Annotated in this window: 14 protein-coding genes; 4 read left to right on the top strand and 10 right to left on the bottom strand. The window is 70.0% G+C overall.

Translation table 11 applies throughout. From position 1 onward, the window contains the following. Positions 1-3: 3 nt before the first annotated feature. From carA to pyrR, 4 genes are all read right to left on the bottom strand, one after another. Entirely contained in the window at positions 4-1,203 is a 1,200-nt protein-coding gene (carA, locus tag C1746_RS17145; protein ID WP_116715986.1) for a glutamine-hydrolyzing carbamoyl-phosphate synthase small subunit, read from the bottom strand. A 171-nt stretch (positions 1,204-1,374) separates the two neighbouring features. Next, complete coding sequence (locus tag C1746_RS17140; RefSeq protein WP_116716212.1) at positions 1,375-2,673, bottom strand: dihydroorotase; 1,299 nt, start codon at positions 2,671-2,673, stop codon at positions 1,375-1,377. Between the two features lie 20 nt (positions 2,674-2,693). Continuing rightward, on the bottom strand, positions 2,694-3,623 hold the full coding sequence (locus C1746_RS17135) for an aspartate carbamoyltransferase catalytic subunit (protein ID WP_116716211.1): 930 nt from the start codon (positions 3,621-3,623) through the stop codon (positions 2,694-2,696). Then, entirely contained in the window at positions 3,623-4,189 is a 567-nt protein-coding gene (gene pyrR, locus C1746_RS17130) for a bifunctional pyr operon transcriptional regulator/uracil phosphoribosyltransferase PyrR (RefSeq protein ID WP_116715985.1), read from the bottom strand. The genes C1746_RS17135 and pyrR overlap by 1 nt, the downstream gene beginning before the upstream one ends. Positions 4,190-4,338: 149 nt before the next feature. Here pyrR and C1746_RS17125 point away from each other — a divergent pair, with 149 nt between their 5' ends. Further along, on the top strand, positions 4,339-6,366 hold the full coding sequence (locus C1746_RS17125) for a DUF3152 domain-containing protein (RefSeq protein ID WP_116715984.1): 2,028 nt from the start codon (positions 4,339-4,341) through the stop codon (positions 6,364-6,366). A 76-nt stretch (positions 6,367-6,442) separates the two neighbouring features. Further along, positions 6,443-8,695 (top strand): DUF3152 domain-containing protein, encoded by a 2,253-nt coding sequence (locus tag C1746_RS17120; RefSeq protein ID WP_162867886.1) that lies wholly within the window; start codon positions 6,443-6,445, stop codon positions 8,693-8,695. Positions 8,696-8,769: 74 nt separating this feature from the next. Here the strand turns inward: C1746_RS17120 and C1746_RS17115 are convergent, their stop codons facing one another. Further along, positions 8,770-10,650 carry a propionyl-CoA synthetase gene (locus C1746_RS17115; RefSeq protein WP_116715982.1) on the bottom strand — a complete coding sequence of 627 codons (1,881 nt, stop codon included), beginning with the start codon at positions 10,648-10,650 and terminating at the stop codon, positions 8,770-8,772. A gap of 39 nt (positions 10,651-10,689) precedes the next feature. After that, complete coding sequence (locus C1746_RS17110) at positions 10,690-11,298, bottom strand: hypothetical protein (RefSeq protein ID WP_162867885.1); 609 nt, start codon at positions 11,296-11,298, stop codon at positions 10,690-10,692. Positions 11,299-11,455: 157 nt separating this feature from the next. On the opposite strand from C1746_RS17110, the gene C1746_RS17105 reads away from it, so the two are divergent. Together C1746_RS17105 and C1746_RS17100 are read left to right on the top strand one after the other, a co-directional pair. Next, on the top strand, positions 11,456-12,853 hold the full coding sequence (locus C1746_RS17105) for a polymorphic toxin-type HINT domain-containing protein (RefSeq protein ID WP_162867884.1): 1,398 nt from the start codon (positions 11,456-11,458) through the stop codon (positions 12,851-12,853). Positions 12,854-12,856: 3 nt separating this feature from the next. Continuing rightward, complete coding sequence (locus C1746_RS17100; RefSeq protein WP_116715979.1) at positions 12,857-13,321, top strand: hypothetical protein; 465 nt, start codon at positions 12,857-12,859, stop codon at positions 13,319-13,321. A 52-nt stretch (positions 13,322-13,373) separates the two neighbouring features. Here C1746_RS17100 and C1746_RS17095 read toward each other — a convergent pair whose 3' ends face one another. The 4 genes from C1746_RS17095 to C1746_RS17080 all read right to left on the bottom strand — a co-directional run bounded on the left by C1746_RS17095 (position 13,374) and on the right by C1746_RS17080 (position 18,185). Then, positions 13,374-14,345: an acyl-CoA dehydrogenase family protein gene (locus C1746_RS17095; RefSeq protein ID WP_116715978.1), complete on the bottom strand. Its 972-nt coding sequence runs from the start codon at positions 14,343-14,345 to the stop codon at positions 13,374-13,376. Positions 14,346-14,354: 9 nt separating this feature from the next. Continuing rightward, on the bottom strand, positions 14,355-15,515 hold the full coding sequence (locus C1746_RS17090; protein ID WP_116715977.1) for an acyl-CoA dehydrogenase family protein: 1,161 nt from the start codon (positions 15,513-15,515) through the stop codon (positions 14,355-14,357). 178 nt (positions 15,516-15,693) lie between these two features. Beyond that, entirely contained in the window at positions 15,694-16,611 is a 918-nt protein-coding gene (locus tag C1746_RS17085) for a sigma-70 family RNA polymerase sigma factor (RefSeq protein ID WP_162867883.1), read from the bottom strand. A 296-nt stretch (positions 16,612-16,907) separates the two neighbouring features. After that, a complete protein-coding gene (locus C1746_RS17080; RefSeq protein WP_116715975.1) occupies positions 16,908-18,185 on the bottom strand; it encodes a GAF domain-containing protein in 1,278 nt (425 codons plus the stop codon). Positions 18,186-18,239: the final 54 nt, after the last annotated feature.

Genomic DNA, 18,239 nt, shown 5'->3' with positions numbered 1-18,239 from the left:
GGTCTAGTTCCCTGCGGCTGTCGAGGACGGGCGGTTGGGTGAGCGATCGGCCATCAGTTGGGTGAACTGGCCGAACAGGTAGCGGGCGTCGTGGGGCCCCGGCGCCGCCTCGGGGTGGTACTGGACGCTGAAGGCCGGCAGGTCGGTCAGCGCGATGCCCTCGTTGGTCCAGTCGCTGAGGTTGACGTGGGTCTGGACCACCCGGCCCATCGGCCCGTCGGTCGGCAGGCTGTCGGCGTCGACGCTGAAGCCGTGGTTCTGCGAGGTGATCTCGATGGACTGGGCGGCGCGGACGAAGGCCTCCAGCCCGGTCAACGTCGGGTCGCTGGCCAGCAGGGTCTTCGCGTCGTTGCGGACCGGGTGGTTGGCGCCCCGGTGGCCGAACTTGAGCTTGTAGGTCTGTGCGCCAGCGGCCTTGGCCAGCAGCTGGTGGCCCAGGCAGATCCCGAACACCGGGGTCTCCGTCGGCAGGATCTCTGCGATGGCGGCGATGCCGGCGCGGACCGCAGCCGGGTCGCCGGGTCCGTTGGAGAGGAAGACACCATCAGGCTCGTGGGCCAGCACGTCCTGCGCCGACGTGGTCGCGGGAACCACCGTGACGTGACAGCCGGCCGCGTTCAGCAGCCGGGTGATGTTGCGCTTCAGCCCGAAGTCGTAGGCGACGACGCGGAATCGCTGCTCACCGACGGCAGGAGAGTCGTAGGGCTCCGGCGTCGACACCTCCGAGGCCAGCTCCGCACCTTCCATCGAGTCGGCCGCCGCGGCCCGGCGCTGCAACTCGTCGGTGTCGCCGATCTCGGTGGAGATCACACCGCGCATCGCCCCGGCCTGGCGGATGTGGCGGACCAGCCGGCGCGTGTCGATCTCGGCGATCCCGACCACGCCGGCGCTGGCCAACCGTTCGTCGAGCGAGATCTCAGCCCGGTGGCTCGAGTACACCCGCGAGGCCTCGCGGGCGATGAACCCGGCCACCTGCACGCGACCCGACTCGTCATCGGCCGGCGTGACGCCGTAGTTGCCCATGTGCGGGTACGTCATCGTGACGATCTGCCGGTGGTAGGAGGGGTCGGTCAGGACCTCCTGGTAGCCGGTCATCGCCGTGTTGAACACGACCTCCCCGGTGGTGGTCCCGACCGCGCCGAAGCTCTCGCCACGGAAGGTGGTCCCGTCCTCCAGGACCAGCGTTGCTGCTGTTGTTGTCATCGAGGGCTCCAGGTGGTCTGTAGGAGAAGATCTTTGCAGCAGCCGTGGTCAGCCGCGCGCCGCTGGCAAGGCGCGCGATGCCGCCGCATGGCGGGTCATTCAAGCGAGCGCAACGCAGTCCAGCGGTGATGCGGGGACCGCGGATGCCAAAGAGATTCGAACGACAGGCCACTAGACCACTCGGCCGTCGTTCATGGTGAAGCGGCCCCGCAGGACCGTGTGGATCACGTGTCCGCGGACCGACCGTCCGTCGAATGCGGAGTTCCTGCTCCGAGTCTCCATCGACGTCGCGTCCACCGCCCAGGTCCGGGAGGGGTCGAAGAGCACCAGGTTGGCCGGGCGACCGGCGGCGATGGCCTGACCGTGCTCGGTGATGTCGCGCGCCTTGGCCGGTCCCACGGAGAGCAGCTGGAGCAGTTCCAGGAGCGACAACGTCCCCGCTCCGCGATCGTCCGGCTCGGCCTCGGCGTCGACCAGCTCCGTCAGGCACACCGCAAGGGTCGTCTCCAAGCCGGTCGAGCCGGCCGGTGCGGTGTCCCACTCGGTGTCCTTGTCATCGGCCGGCAGCGGGGCGTGGTCCGATGCGATGGCGTCGATCGTGCCGTCCTGCAGACCGTCCCGGAGCGCGGCGATGTCATCCGGGGTCCGCAGCGGCGGCCGGACCTTGAAGCGGGTCTCGTAGTCCTCGAGGACGGACTCGTCCAGCACGAGGTGGTGGGGGGTGACGTCGGCGGTCACCCGGGCCCCGCGGGCCTTGGCTTCGGCGATCAGGCCGACTCCGCGGCGGGTCGTGACGTGGGGCACGTGGATCCGGGCTCCCACCCGTTCGGCCAGCAGGAGGTCCCGGGCGATCATGATCTCCTCGGCCTCCCGGGGAGCGCCCTGCAAGCCCAGGCGGGTCGAGAGCGGCCCCTCGTTCATCTGGGCACCACGGGTGAGGGCGGAGTCCTCGGCGTGGTTGATGACGATGGCGTCCCAGGTCTTGGCGTAGATCATGGCGCGGCGCAGCACCTGCGCCGAGAGGATCGGGTGGTCGGCGTCGTAGAAGGCCCGGACCCCCGCCGCGTGCATGGCGCCCATCTCGGCGAGCTCTGCGCCATCAAGGTTGCGGGTGATCGCCCCGACCGGGACCACCTCGCAGTGACCGGCCTCCCGGGCCAGGCGCAGGACCTGCTCGACGATGCCCGCGTGGTCCATGACGGGGTCGGTCGTCGGCAGGGCACAGACGGCGGTGTACCCCCCGGCAGCGGCGGCCCGAGTACCCGTCTCGATGGTCTCGGCGTCCTCACGGCCCGGCTCACGCAGGTGGGTCGAGAGGTCGACTAGGCCCGGCCCGCAGACCAGTCCGTCGCACTCGATCCGCAGCCCCGCGGACTCCTCACCGACCGAGCGGATCGTCTGCCCCTCGATGACCACGTTGGCCAGACGGCTGGTGCCGCTGGCCGGGTCGACGACCCGGCAGCCGGCCAGCGTGAAGGTGCGCTTGTCGCTCACCGCTGCTCCCCGCTTCGCTGTTCCCCGCCGAGCATCAGGTACAGGCACGACATCCGGACGGCGACACCGTTGGTGACCTGGTCGACGATGACAGCCTGGTCCGCGTCGGCGACGTCCGCGGAGATCTCGACACCACGGTTCATCGGCCCGGGGTGCATCACGATGCCGTGCTCCGGCAGACGACGCAGCCGTTCGATGTCCATCCCCCAGATCCTTGCGTACTCCCGCGCCGAGGGGAAGAACTGCTCGGCCATCCGCTCGTTCTGGACCCGCAGGAGGTAGCAGACGTCGAGCGCGTCGAGGACGCTGTCGAGATCGTGGCTCACCTGCACCGGCCATGACTCCACGCCGGGGGGCAGCAGGGTCGGCGGCCCGACCAGGGTGACCTCACAGCCCATCGTCGCCAGCCCCTGCACCAGGCTGCGCGCCACCCGCGAGTGCACCACGTCTCCGCAGATCGCGACCCGCAGCCCCTCCAGGTGTCCCAGCCGCTCCCGGATGGTGAAGAGGTCCAGCAACCCCTGTGTGGGATGCTGGTGGCGACCGTCGCCTGCGTTCAGCACCTTCGCGTCCACCCACTCGGTCAGCCGGCGGGGGGCACCTGCGGCGGAGTGACGGATGACGATGGCGTCCACACCCATGGCCTGCAGCGTGAGCGCGGTGTCCTTGAGCGACTCCCCCTTGGAGACCGAGGATCCCTTCGCGCTGAAGTTGATCACGTCGGCCGAGAGGCGCTTCTCCGCCACCTCGAAGGAGATCCGCGTGCGGGTCGAGTCCTCGTAGAAGAGGTTGCAGACGGTCCGTCCGCGCAGGACCGGCACCTTCTTGATGGGCCGGACGGCGAGGTCCTTGAACTCCTCCGCGGTGTCGAGGATCCGTGTGATCTGCTCGGCGCTCAGATCCTCCATGCTCAGCAGGTCCCGGATCACGGCGACTCCTCCCCCGCGGCGCCCTCGACGCCCCTGCTCACCACAACCTCGTTCAGCCCGTCGACCTCGGCCAGTCGCACCGTGACGTCATCGCCACGTGCCGTCGGCAGGTTCTTGCCGACGAAGTCCGGACGGAGCGGCAGTTCCCGGTGTCCTCGGTCGACCAACGTCACCAGCCGGATGGCAGCTGGGCGACCCTGGTCCATCACCGCGTCCATGGCGGCACGGATGGTCCGACCTGTGAAGAGCACATCATCGACCAAGATCACCGTCCGCCCATCCACCGCACCGGGGAAGCGGGTCCGGCCCAGCGGGAGCGGCCCCGTCCGGGCGTAGTCGTCGCGGTACAGGGTCACGTCCAGGACACCCTGTGGGACGGTCGAGCCCTCGATCTCGGCGATCCGGGCTGCCAGGCGCTCAGCCAGGGGCACCCCTCTGGTCTGGATGCCCATCAGCATCAGCGAGGCGGACGGATCCGCTGCGGCGGCCTCGCGTTCGACGATCTCGTGGGCCAGTCGGGTGACCGCGCGGCCGATGTCCACCTCGGACATCACTCTGCTCATGGGTGTGTGGCTCCTTCCCGGACTCACGGATCCGGCTTAAAGGGGCGTTCGGGTTCGGCGGCACACTAGCAGTCACGCAGCTGGGTCGGGGCAGTCGAACGGACAGCTGAGACGCGGCGATCCGAGCGGCTGCTGGCAGGCTGTCCAGGATGGATCGTCTTGTGTCCACTCGGCGGCTGCGTCCATGGCGCGCCGCTGTCGCCGTCGCCATCGCGGTCGGCCTGCTGGCTGCGCTCGCACCGCTGGCGCAGCCGTCCGCCCAGGGCGTGGTCGTGACGTCGCCGATGCCGCAACCTGACAGCGTCGTCGAGGCTGGCGCCGTCCGCGTCTCCGCCGACGTCGCGGGCACTGATCAGGCGCGACTGGTGGTCAACGGGCAGACGGTGGACGGGGACGTCGAGGCCGGGATCACGGTGACCTTGGAGGCCGGAGTCCACACCTTCGAGGTCACCGTCGGCGGTGACCAGGTCCGTGCCTGGCCGGTCTACGCCGCAGACATCACAGCGGTCCAACTGCCTGATGATCCCCTGGCAGTCGCGTTGGCGGCGTCGGGCGACGTCACCCGCAACCGGCCGGTGGTGCTGGTCAATCCAGACCGGCCCGAGTTGGCGCTCTCGGGTGCAACCGTCGCCCGTGGCCTGGCAGCCGCACTGCTGCCGGTCATCGACGGTGAGGTCGGCGAGGACCTGCTGGATGCCATCGGGCAGATGCGCGATGCCGGGGACGAGATCATCCTGCTCGGCGGGTTCGATGCGCTCTCCAGGGACGTGGTGGCGGCCCTCGAGGAGACGGGCTACACCGTCCGGCGCGTGGGCACCGGGTCGGCGGCCGCCGTTGCCGCTGATGCCGCAGCCGCGTTCGGAACCCAACGCGTGTTCGTCCGTGGTGGTGCCGCCCGCCCACGTCCGCTGCTGGTCGCACCAGCCGCGCCGTTGCCGGCAGCGCTGGAGGCGGCCGCGTACGCCGCGGCCAACGACACCGCCCTGCTGGTGGTGGAGGACGGCGAGGTCGAGCCCGAGACGACGGCGTTGCTGGAGTCGGGCCCACCGGTGCTGCTGGCCTCGAGCCTCTCCCCGGACGTGTCGGCCCAACTGCGCGACCGTCTGGGTGCGGACCGCGTTGCCGAGGTCGACACGCGTCGCGTGGACCGGGACGGTCTGTGGACCGTGGACGCGGAGACGGATCCGGGTCTTGCGCTGCTCGCCACCCGCTCCTCGGCCGTTGACGTGGGGCTGGTGCTGGATGCCGGTCAGGCCAGCCGGGTGGTCGCGATCGAACGTCCCACCGAAGTCGTCGCCGCCGGGTCCGGCTTCACCGCACGGGCGGCCCGTGCTGCCGCGATCGACGGCACCCGGGGTCCCGTGCTGGAGGTGTCGGTGGACGACACCAGCCGGATCGTGGTCGACAGCGACCGGCCCCTGGAACGGGCGGCCATCTCGGTCTCCCTCGACGGGATCGAGTGGCCTGGTGAGGTCCAACTGGACGAGCAGCAGTTGATCTGGGTGCCCGGCGCTCGACCGGCCGTCACCGGGTCGGATGGCTCGGCCGTGCTGCTGGCCACCGGGGTGGCCGAAGCTGACGACCATCTCCGTCACTTCTCGGTCGAGGAAGAGATCGATCTGATCACTGCCGGCGTGACCTCTGCCGAGGGGTTCCAGGTCGCGGGTGGCACCGGTCCGGTGGTCGGAACCGGCGGTGGACTGGTCCGCTACACCGTCGAGATCGAACCCGCCACCGGCCTCGACCTCGGCGCTGTGGCCGCAGAGGCCGAGTCGATCCTGTCCGAGCCGAACCGTGGCTGGACGGCACGCGGAGGCTGGACGTTCCAGCGAGTCGGTGACCCGGCGCAGGCCAACATCCGCGTGGTGGTCGCCCGGCCGTCGACCGTGGACGGGTTCTGCGGTCGCGTCGGCCTGAACACCGGCGGCAGGCTGTCCTGTTGGGATGGCCGGCGCGCGATGCTGAACCTCGACCGGTGGAACACCGGGGTGGCACCGTTCCACACGGACCTGACGGTCTACCGGCAGTACCTGGTCAACCACGAGTTCGGTCACGGCCTCGGCTTCGGCCACGTCACCTGCCCGCAGGCAGGGACGCTCGCCCCGGTAATGTCGCAGCAGTCCAAGGGGCTGCAGGGCTGCGTGGCCAACGGCTGGCCCTACCCCAACGGTCGCTAGGGTTCCGCCAGCCGTATCGGTCCGGCCGTCGTAGCGGTCCCATCGAAATCGGCACCGGGTGCGCCACACTCCCCCGGTGTCACCAGAGCGCCGACAGCGGTGGTCAGGGCTTGTGCCCTGGCTGCTGCCCTTGTGCGCGCTGCTGGTGGCCGTCACAGCCCTTCCGCCGCCAGCCGGTCCGGTGGAGGACCTGGCCTTCGCCCAGGGACCGCAGGTCCTGGACCCGCAGCCGGCCCCGGGTTCCCTGGTCTCGGCCGGCCCTGTCGTGCTGGCTGCTCGCGTCATCGATGCCGGCGAGGACGAGGTCACGTTCCTGCTCGACGACGAACCGGTGGACGGTCCCGTCGCTGACCCGGACGGCGACCTGACGGACCTGGCGGGGATCGAGGTCACGCTGCCCGCCGGGTCGCATCGCATCGGGGTCCGTGTCGGCGAGGCCGGCGTCCTGCGGCAGTGGGAGGTGGTGGCCAGCGGCCTGCAGATCGACACGATCAGCGACGACGCCGAGGCGCTGCTCGACCGCTTCGACACCGCCCCGGCCGACGGCCCATCCGTGGTGGTCAACACCGACGACCCGGAGGCCCTGGCTGCTCTGCCGGTCCTGCTCCGCCGGACCGGTGGGCAGCTGGTGCCCATGGCCGGCACGCGGCTGTCGCTGTCGAACTGGGCGGCGCTGCGCCGGACGGGCGCGCCGGTGCTGCTGGTTGGTGACGAGTCGCTCATCGGGGCCGACATCGGCCAGCAGATCACCGAGGTCGGCCTGACCTTCCGGCGACTGGCCGGCGGCTCGGGGCCGGAGGTGGCCCTGGCCGTCCAGGAGTACCTGGGCAGCTTGGACGCCCCGGCGGCTCCGGGCCTGCTGGTCGGCCCCGCCCGTCCGCTGGCCGAGGCACTGAGCGCGGCCGTGGCCGCCGCGGATCTCGGCACCGATCTGCTGCTGATCGACCGCGCCCTCTCGTTGACCGCCCGCGAGCGCCTGGACGCGACGGAGACGGCGCTGCTGGCCGATGGGCTGTCCGAGGGTCAGCAGCAGCTGATCCGGCAGGCGCTGCCCGCCGACACCGACGTCAGTCCACGTCAGGTCCAGCCGGCTCCGGCGCAGGAGGCGCTGGTCGTCTCCGACGTCACCGACCGGCCTCGCGCGGTCCTCATGGCGGCACTCTCGACACCGGACCGTCCGGTGCTGCTGGGCTCACGGGCAGCGGCCACCTGGGTCGGCTCCGCCCGACCGGACCGCGTGACCGTGATCGCGCCGCTCGACCCGGGCGGGCCCATCGACCTGCGGTCGTCAGGGCTGCCGGCGTTCGCCACCGCCACTGCGGTCGACGGTGCCGCCCGAGCCGTCGTCATCCCGCGCCCCCTGGTCGTCCCCCCGCTGCTGCCGTCGGCCCCGGCCGTCGAGCAGGGCGAGCCGACGATCGACAGCCGCCAGGTCGACGAGCTCCGCGATCAGCTGCGCCGGGTGGTCGTCGACGGCGCCGACCCACCGGAGGTGCAGGCCCTCTTGGACGCCACGGCCGAGGCCCCGAGCATCACGGTGTCCAGTCCGGCGAGCATCTCCGATGCGAGCATCCACGTGCAGGTCCTGGCCTATGAGTGGCCCGGCACCGTCACCGTGGAGGACGGCGTCGCCACCTGGACTGCCGGTGACCGACCGGCCCTGCCCGTGGCACTCGAGCGCGCCAACAACCGGACCCCGACGGCAATCCGAATCACCACCGAGGTGACTGCCGCCGGGCGCGTGGCCCATCGCACCTTCGACAGCGTCGTGGGGCTGGACCCGCTGGACGGGGTGTCCGACGAGGGGTGGATCGTCGCCGGCGGCACCGACAACCGGGTGGGGCTGACCGGCCGGCTCTACACCTACTCCGTCGAGGTGGAGCCCGAGACCGGTCTGGACATCGACGAGGTGGAGGCCGAGGTCTCCGCGATCCTGTCCGATGAGCGCAGTTGGACCGCGGACGGTGCGGTCTCCTTCCGCCGGGTCGGACCGGACCAGCGGGCGCGGATTCGCGTCGTGGTGGCCCGCCCCGCCACGGTTGACGACTTCTGCGGGCGGGTTGGCCTCTCGACGGGGGGTCGCGTGTCGTGCTGGGACGGGTACCGGGCGATGCTCAACCTGGACCGCTGGAACCTCGGTGTCCCGCCGTTCCACGCCGACCTGACGGTGTACCGGCAGTACCTGGTGAATCACGAGGTCGGCCATGGCCTGGGACACGGCCACGAGTTCTGCACCCAGCCCGGGGCGTTGGCACCGGTGATGATGCAGCAGACGGGTGGGATCGGGGCCTGCCAGGCCAACGGCTGGCCGTTCCCATCGGCTGGCTGAACACCCCAGGATTCGACACGATCGGGGGATGCCCCACGCAGGTGTGGGTCAGGCCCCGATCGTGCACACGTGGGTCAGGGCGCGATCCGGTCGCTCAGGGTGTCGAGGACGGCCGGGTCCTCGATGGTCGAGGGAGTGGTGTACGGCTCCCCCTCCGCGATCGCCTTGGCCGTCCTCCGCAGCACCTTGCCCGACCGGGTCTTCGGCAGCCCACCAACGACCACCGCCTGCTTGAACGCCGCCACCGGGCCGATCTCGTCCCGGACGCGCTGGACCAGCTCCGCCTGGATCTGCTCCTCGCTGATCTCCACCCCGGCCTTGAGGACCACCAACCCCATCGGCACCTCCCCCTTCATCGGGTCGGCGACCCCGATGACGGCGCACTCGGCGACGTCAGGATGCCCGGCCAGCACCTCCTCCATCGCCCCGGTGGAGAGACGGTGCCCGGCGACGTTGATGATGTCGTCGATCCGACTCATGATCGAGAGGTAGCCGTCGGCGTCGATCATGCCGGCGTCGCCCGTCAGGTAGTAGCCGGGGTAGCGGGACATGTAGGAGGAGACGTACCGCTCCTCGTCGTTCCACAGCGTCGGGAAGGCGCCTGGGGGCAACGGCAGCTTGACCACGACACTGCCGATCTCGCCAGGCTCTGCGTGCTCACCGGCCTGATCGAGGATCTGCACGTCCCACCCGGGCATCGGCACCGTGGCCGACCCTGGCTTGACCGGCAACTGCTCGATGCCCATCGGGTTGGCGGAGATCGGATATCCCGTCTCGGTCTGCCACCAGTGGTCGATGACGGGCACGCCGAGGATCTCACCTGACCACTCCAGGGTGTCGGGGTCGCACCGCTCGCCGGCCAGGAACAGCGTCCGGAATGGCCCGAGGTCCCTGCCCTGCAACGCAACCGCATCGGCATCGACCCGCTTGATCGCCCGGAACGCCGTGGGTGCGGTGAACAGCACGGCCACGCCGTGGTCGGCGATCACGCGCCAGAAGGCGCCGGCGTCGGGTGTCCCGACCGGCTTGCCCTCGAACATGACGCTGGTGCAGCCGTGGATCAGCGGTCCGTAGCAGATGTAGGAGTGCCCGACCACCCAGCCGACGTCCGAGGCCGCCCAGTACACCTCGCCGGGTTGCACGCCGTAGACGTTCGCCATGGACCAGGCCAGCGCCACCGCATGGCCACCGTTGTCGCGCACCACCCCCTTCGGAGTTCCCGTCGTCCCCGACGTGTAGAGGATGTACAGCGGATCGGTCGCGGCAACCGTCACGCACTCGACGGGCTCGGCGGCCGCGACCTCGTCGTAGTCGACGTCGCGCTCCCCCATCGCCGCGGTGGCCTGCGGTCGTTGCTTGACGACGACGACCGCGGGTCGGTCTGCTTCCTCCACCATCTCGATGGCGGTGTCGACGAGGGGCTTGTAGGCAACGATCCGGCTGGGCTCGAGGCCACACGAGGCGGCGATGATGGCAGAGGGCTTGGCATCGGCGATCCGGGTGGCGAGCTCCTTCGCGGCGAACCCGCCGAAGACCACGGAGTGGATCGCCCCGAGTCTCGCGCAGGCGAGCATGGCGATGACCGCCTCCGGGATCATCGGCATGTAGATGATGACCCGGTCGCCTTGCTGGACACCCCGCTCGCGCAGACCGCCGGCCAGCCGGCTGACCCGGTCCAGCAGGTCGGCGTAGGTCAGGGTGGTGACCTCACCGGTGTAGGCGCTGTCGTGCACGATGGCCGGCTGGTCTGCCCGCCCATCCCGCACATGCCGATCCACGGCGTTGAAGCAGGTGTTCAGGCGGCCGTCGGGGAACCAGCGGTAGAACGGCGGACGGCTGTCATCGAGTGCGGTCTGCGGAGCGGTGTCCCAGTCGATCGCCGTGGCCTGCTCGAGCCAGAAGCCCGCCGGGTCGGCGGCGGCGTGGTCGTAGACTGCGCGGTAGGTGTCGGCCATGGCCGGATGCTAACCGGCGGTCGGAACGGGATGTGGGCCTCAGCTCAACCAAGCCCACTCGCTCAGCACCTGGACCGCAAGCTGGTCCGCGAAGACGTCGGCGTCGGCCTGGGGCACGGCCAACGCCACGACCACGCGGCGGCCGTCGCGATCGGCGATGACGGTCTGGACGACGAACGGCTCGCCGTCGGCATCCAACGTGGTGTAGGTCCACGCCGGATGGCCGGCGAGCGGGACGGCCGTGGCGGCCTGGAGCAAGCTCCGCCCGTCCCCGTAACCCGGCAGCCGCTCGGCCAGGCTGTCCTCCGACACGATCTCCTCCAGCGGCTGATCGACCGGGCGCACATCGAGGACCACGCTCCAGCGAACCGGCGCCGACTCGGTCGGTGAGAACACCAGCGGCAGAAGCGTGTCGCGGCCCTCGTCCCGGGCCACACCGTCAGGCAGGCCGAACCTGAAGGCGTCGCCTCGGTCATCGGCGTAGGTCACGGCCATCCGAACCGTCTGCTCGTTGGTGGCGATCCTGACCTGCTCTGCGCTTCGGGTCGAGGCTCCCACGGCCGCGAGCAGGGCAGCAACAACCGCAACCCCGGCGATGCCGAGGAGGATCAGTCGTCCACGGTTGCTGGTCAGCGGGCGCTGCGACATGCCTCAATCATGGCTCGCTCCGCGCACGTGGCCCACGACCCGCCGACCGGGGCCCACGACGGAATGGGCCGGCCCAGGCCGCAATTGGGCCTCGTGGCCGCGCAGATTGGGCCCCCAGACCTACGCACGGCCATGCCCAACCGGTGACGCTGGGACGGTGACCAGTCGCCTGCTGCTGCTCCGTCGGGAGGACGGCCAGACCACCATGGAGTGGCTTGGCGTGGGGGCGGTGATCGTTGCCGTCCTGACCCTGCTTGCGACGAGCGGCGGTGACCTCGCGACGTTCCTGACCAGCACGGTCCAGGAGCAGGTGTGCGACGTCACCGGTGGCGGCTGCTCGGTGGGCGAGGATGGCATCGTTCTGGACGCCGACGGGAACCCGGTGTCGGGGGACGACGGTGGGGGCCGCGGCATCCTCGGAACCATCGCGGACGGGGCCCGCACGGTGGGCGGTGGTCTCCTCAGCGGGGGCGGCGCCTTCATCAACGGGTTGGTGCTCGGTGATTACGGCGGCGGCGAGGACAGCATCATCCTCGAGGGGATCCGCATCACGGGTCAGACCGTGTCGAGCATCATCGTGGTCGGCGACATCAGGGACGGTGTCCGGGCCGTTCAGACCGGTGACGAGGTGTCGCTCGGGCTGATCCTGGTCGGGTTGATCCCGGTCTACGGGGATGGCGCACGAGCTGCTGGGTTGATCGGGGAGTCCGCCGTCGACGCCACACGAGCGGTGGACGATGTCGCTGACATCGCAGCCGATGCCGGTCGGTCCGGCGATGACGTGATCCGAGTCGCTGACGACGTCGCCGACGCCTGCTCCTTTCCCGGGTCGACGCCCGTCAGGATGGCCGACGGGACCGCGTTGCCGATCGCCCGGATCGCCATCGGTGACCTGGTGTGGTCCGAGGATCCGCTCACCGGCCAGGCCGGCCCCCGACGGGTCACCCACGTGTTCCGCCACCTGGATGACGCGGTGGCGCTCGACATCGAGGGGCACGAACTGGTGACGACTCCCGACCATCCCTTCTGGGATGCCGTCGATCGTCGCTGGACCCCGGCGGCTGACCTCGGCGGCGACGCGCGCCTGCTGGGCGCGCTGGGCGAGTGGGTGCCGACAGCCGGCGTCACCGGACCAGCCGGTCGGATGCCGATGTACAACCTCGAAGTCGCTGACCTCCACACCTACCGGGTCGTCGCCGGTCCGACTGATGTGCTGGTTCACAACGACTGCCTGCTGGCGCTCAGGAACTGGCAGAGTCGCCGCTTCACCCTGGGCAGTGAGACCTTCCTGCTGGGCAAGTCCGACATGGACCACATCCTGAAGCGGCACCATCCGGAGTACTGGGATGGGTCGACGCGGCCCACGCAGACCTTCTTCGACCCGGCCATGTCCATCCAGGACGTCGAGAACGCCATCGCCGAGGTCGTGCGGCAGAACCGGGACGAGCTGATCGAGATCGGGGATGGCTTCGGCCAGGTCCGTGGGGTCGTCGACGGCGTCGAGTACGTGCTCGGGGTGGGCAACGGTCACATCGGCCAGTTCTATCCTCCCTAGGGCATGTCTCCGGTCACCATCTCCGTGCTCCTCCTCCGCGACGACGACAGCACCGTTCCGTTGGAGCAGTCGGTGCCTCCGGCCGGGACGTGGAGCCACGTCCGCGGTGTCGTCGAGCTGCTCATCGACGGGCAGCCGGTGATGGATCGCGCCTGGTGGGACGATCTGGACTGGCTGTGGCCGTTCTTCGTCACCGCGGTCGACAAGCTGCTCACCACCGGCGAGGGTGAGATCCTGTACCCGTCACAGCCGATCCAGCTGCGCCTGGGGAGGATCGGCGGGGACCGCGTGCTGGTGAGCACGGTCGCCGGAGAGGACACGCGACGAGCAACCTGCCGACGGGAGGACCTGGTTGCGGAGGTGCAGCGGGCCGGCGAGGTGTACTGGTCCTGGGTCATGGAGCACTACGGGCCGCTCAAGCCGGGCGAGCAGCGGCTGCTCGAGACACTCCGATCGTGGTCGGACTGAGCTGACTCTGTCTGCGCTGACTTGGCCTACTCGTTCGGCCTACTCGTTCCGTCTACTGGTGCAGCAGTGACCGGCCGAGGGCCAGCTCAGCGTCGCGGGCCGAACGCAGCCAGGCGTCATCCCCCATGGCGCGACGGAGGGCCAGATGGGGGTCGGCTTCCCAGGTGATGCCGATCCCACCGTGCACCTGCATGCCCCGCTCCGCGGCGAAGATGGCGGCGTTGCCGGCCTTGCCGACCGCCCCGTCGACGGCTGCGGCCGCGTCGGCCTCACCACTGCCGACGGCCCAGCAGGCGTACAGCACCAGTGACCAGGCCAGCTCGACCTGGGTCCAGGCCTCGGCCAGCTGATGGGCGACGGCCTGGAAGATCGCGATCGGCTTGCCGAACTGCTGCCGGTCCATCGCGTACGCGGCGGCGCGCTCCACGGCGCCGAGACCGGTGCCGACCTGCGAGGCGGCCAGGATGGCCTGTGCGCGTCGTCGGGCCTCACCCGCACCCTGCTCGGCTTGTGCGATGACCGGCCCCAGCTCGATCTCGGCGACCGGCCGGCTCGGGTCCATGGCCCGCCGAGGGGTGATCTGCCCGACGGCGTGCAGCGACACGTCGTCATCGTCGAGGAGCACGGCCACCTCCGCCGGGGTCCCGCCGAACAGGGCGTCCCTGACGAACGTGGGGTCCTCATCCACCACGACCCAGCGGGCATCCGCGCGCATCCCGTCCGTGATGTCCAGTCCAGCGGCTGCAGCGGCGTGCAGGGCCATCTGGTGGGTCAGCCACGGCGTGGGGCAGACGGTCCGGCCGAGCTCACGAGCCACCAGGGCCAGGTCGACCAGCGATCCGCCGGCGCCGCCGGCGGCCTCCTCGACCCCGAGGCCGGTGAACCCCTCGTACAGCGATCTGGTCGGCTGCGCGGGGAGGTCGCCGCCGTCCAGCAGCGTGCGTGCGGCGACCAACCCGTCCGCCGCCAGTCCCCTAGCGGCATCGGCGATGGCGAGTTGTTCTTCAGTGAGTACTGCGTCCATCGGGTACTCCTATCGCGACTTGGGAAGGCCAAGAACCCGCTCGGCGATGATCGATCGCTGCACCTCGTCGGTGCCTCCTTCGACGGAGTTGCCGCGGGCCCGGAGGAACCCTGAGATCCAGCCGGCATCGCGCCGCCCGTCCTCGGTGACCCCGGCGTCTCCGCCGCTGCGGACCGCCAGCCGGGTGACGGCCTGCATCGTCTGTGCCCAGGCCAGCTTCACCGCGGACCCATCCCCGCCGGGCGTCTCGCCCTGCATCAGCGCAGACATCTGCCTCGTCGTGGTCAGCGACAGGGACCGGACGTCAGCGGCCAGGCGACCGACCTCCCGCGCGATATCGGGCTCGTCGGCCAGTCCCGCGTCGATCACGCGCGACGTCAGCTCCTCCAGGGCCGCCTCGGCTTCTGCGGAGAGGACGAACGCCAAGGACCCTCGTTCGAAGCCGAGCGTCGTCAGGGCGACCTTCCAACCCCCGCCCTGCTGCCCCAGCAGTCGGTCCTGCGGGACGTGAACGTCGGAGAGGAACATCTCGTTGAAGTCGGCGTCGCCGTTGATCATGACCAGTGGCCGGATGTCGATCTGGTCGGTGTCGGCCAGGAGGTAGCTGATCCCCTCATGTTTGGACCCGGTCTCGGCCTGTGGGGTGGTCCGGGCCAGCAGCATGCAGCGGTTGGCGGCGTGGGCGAACGAGGTCCAGACCTTCTGGCCGTTGACCACCCAGCCGTCACCGGTCTCCTCGGCGCGGGTCGACAGCCCGGCCAGGTCACTGCCGGCACCGGGCTCGCTGAAGCCCTGACACCAGATGTCGTCGCCGTTCAGGATGCGCGGCAGGTAGAAGGCCTTCTGCTCCTCGGTGCCGTGGACCAGGATCGTCGGGCCAGCCAGGATCACCCCGAGGCCATTGATGCCGAAGGGTGCGTGCCGCCGGGCCGACTCGGCATTCAGGATCGCCTCATAGGCGATGGGCATGCCCTTCCCGCCGTACTGCTCCGGCCAGGTCAGGCCGAGGTAGCCGCCGTCGGCCAGCTGCTCCTGCCACCACCGGGCGTTATCGGTCTTGGCATCGTGATCGGCGGGATGTTCGTGGGGGATGTGAGCCAGTCGGTCTTCGATCCAGCCCGCCACCTCCTTGCGGAAGCTGGCCTCCTCGGCCGTGTCGCGAAAGTCCACTGGTGCCTCATCTCGTCGGGGATGGCCGCCATGACGGCCCGGTGACTCGAGTCAGTTTAGTGGCCCGTCAGCGCGCATCCCAAGCCAGCAACACAAACACCCGGGGCCTCTTGGCGGCTCCGGGTGTGTGGTGTGGGCCAGCAGGTGTGGCCCGGGTCACTGACTCTAGCGCGGTTGGTCAGGCGACGTCGGCTGCTCCGACGCCCGCCATGTCGCGGCGCAGGCTCTCCAGCGCGCGGCCCTCGATCTTTCGGACCGACTCGCGGGAGATGTCGAGCTCCTTGCCCAGCGCATCCAGCGTGAGCGGGTCGCGACCGTCGAGGCCGAAGCGACGGGTCAGCACGTAGGCCGACCGGTCGTCCAGGTGGCTGACCGCACTGCGCAGCTCGCCACGGACCTCGTTGTCGGCAACCTCGTCGGTGAACGAGTCCGGCTCGGTGGCCACGAAGTCACCCAACTCGCTCGAGTCGGAGTCATCGCCCACCTGCCGGTCCAGCGACGCCACGGAGCGCATGTGCTCCAGCGCATCCTCGACCTTCGCGGGCGTCAGACGCGTGGCCTCGGCCAGCTCCTCGATCGTGGGCTCCTCGCCGTTCTCGGCCTCGAGACGCGACCGGGCAGCGCGGATCTTCACGACCGCGTCGTGCATGGCCACGGGCAGGCGAATCGTCCGCTCGTTGGCGGCGATGCCACGCTGGATGGCCTGACGGATCCACCACGTTGCGTAGGTGGAGAACTTGAAGCCCTTGCGCCACTCGAACTTCTCGACGGCGCGGATGAGGCCCAGGTTTCCTTCTTGGATGAGCTCGTCCAGCCCCAGCTTGGTGCGGTTGGAGAACTTGGCAGCGATGTTGACCACCAACCGGAGGTTGGCGGAGACGAAGTGGTTGAACGCGTCCTGTCCCTCGCGAACCTGACGCTCGAGCCGACGCTTGTCGTTCTTCTTGAAGTCGCCGGACTCGAGGATCTCAGCTGCCTCGTTGCCGGCCTCGATGGCCTTGGCAAGGCGAACTTCGTCCTGCGCCGTGAGGAGGTTCACGGTGCCGAGTTCGTTGAAGTAGAGGTCCAGGAGGTCCTCAGGAACGGTTCTGCTCAAGGGGGGATCAGACTCCCTAGGTCGAAATGCAGGTCGTAGTGCGATGAATCCTGGGGGTGCTAGGATTCGTACGTGCGTGTACAACGCATGATCGGATGTAATGCTTCCCGGTTTACGGGTTTCAACACTCCCTTTAGGCCAAGTCGGGGCTGTCCACAGCTGGGGCGGACGACGGCGAAGCCGACGGCTAGGAAGCGGAGCTGGCTAGTGTGCCCCAAGTGCTTGCCAAAAGCAAGCACGAGGGTCAGGCCGGTAGCTGACCACGCGACACAGGCGCGCCGCGGCGTGAACTCCGGCTACCCGCCCCACTCCTCCAGGATGGTGTCCCGTCGTGCCTGCGCCGCCGCGACACGAGGATCACCGGGGTGTGCGGCGGCGATGAAGCACTCGACGCTGTCGAGGTCATGTCGCGCCGCCGGACGCTGGACCCAGCGCCACAGCTGCTCCACTCCCCCCGAACGGCACGCGCGACGGATCGCCTGGTCGATCTCCCGACGCTTGACCTCGATGGCGGGCACCTCGGAGTCGGCCAGCAGTGGGTGGTGGTACAGCCGAATGGCTTCGTCGACGTCGCCGCGCCGCAGAGCCCCCTCGATCCCGGCCAGGTCGGACCTGACGTCGGGTGCCAGCCGGTACGGGAGGTTGGAGACCAGCGACCCGGTCAGCGCCCGGATGCGGGACATCAGGGCCCGGGTCGAGACCCGCTTGCCCTGGTCGCCGTAGAGGAGCAGGGTCAACTCATCCCCACTGAGCCCACCCGGGTACAACGCCAACAGCGTCAGAGCCTCGGCGTGGCGCAGGCTGAGCTGGACCGGCGGGCCCGACGTCAGGTGCACCTGCGGTTGATGCCGGGTCATCACCTCCAGGTACGCGCCCGCCACCTGGGGGGCCGGCAGAGCCGCCAGCTCACGTTCGACCAGCGCAGCCGCGACCTGGACCAGCGCCAGGCTGTGCGGGTGGGCCGTCCGCTGGGGCCCGCTGAGATCGATGACCCCGAGCAGCTCGCCGTTGTGGGGTGAGTGGACCGGCGCGGCTGAGCACCACCACGGATGCTGCTCGGACAGGAAGTGTTCGGCGGAGAAGATCTGCACCGCTGCCTCGGTCGCCAGCGCCGTGCCGATGGCGTTGGTTCCGACGCTCTCCTCCGTCCACAACATCCCCGGCCGGAACTGGATCTCCTCTGAGGCGTCCAGGACCGATCCGTGCCCCTCGGTCCACAGCAGGTAGCCGTCGGCATCGGAGACCACGAGGATGTGCTCGGCATCCTCGGCGATGCTGCCCAGGCACCGTCGCAGCACGGGCAGCGCGCGGTGCAGTGGTGAGGCCGCTCGGGCAGCCGCCAAGGCCTCGGGCGTCAGACGTCGCTCCGGACTAAGGTCGTGCGGGTTGAGTCCCGACGCGGCCATTCGGCGCCACGACTCGGCGACGGCCGGCCGGACCCGCGGCGGCTCGTCTCCGGTCGACGCCAGACCACCAGGTGCCCCGGCGAAGACCCGCTCCCACTCGCGCCGCAAGGTGAGCGCGTGGGACTTCAGGTCCGTTGAGGCGTCGACGGCCAGGTTGGTGGTGGACATGAGGCGGCTCCTCCTCCGGCTCAAGCCTCGCCCGGAACGTCGGGGGAATCAAGG

The sequence above is a fragment of the Euzebya tangerina genome (genome assembly GCF_003074135.1).
Taxonomy (GTDB): domain Bacteria; phylum Actinomycetota; class Nitriliruptoria; order Euzebyales; family Euzebyaceae; genus Euzebya; species Euzebya tangerina.
Note: the sequence above shows the minus strand (reverse complement) of the source record. Positions and strands in the feature narration are given on the sequence as shown.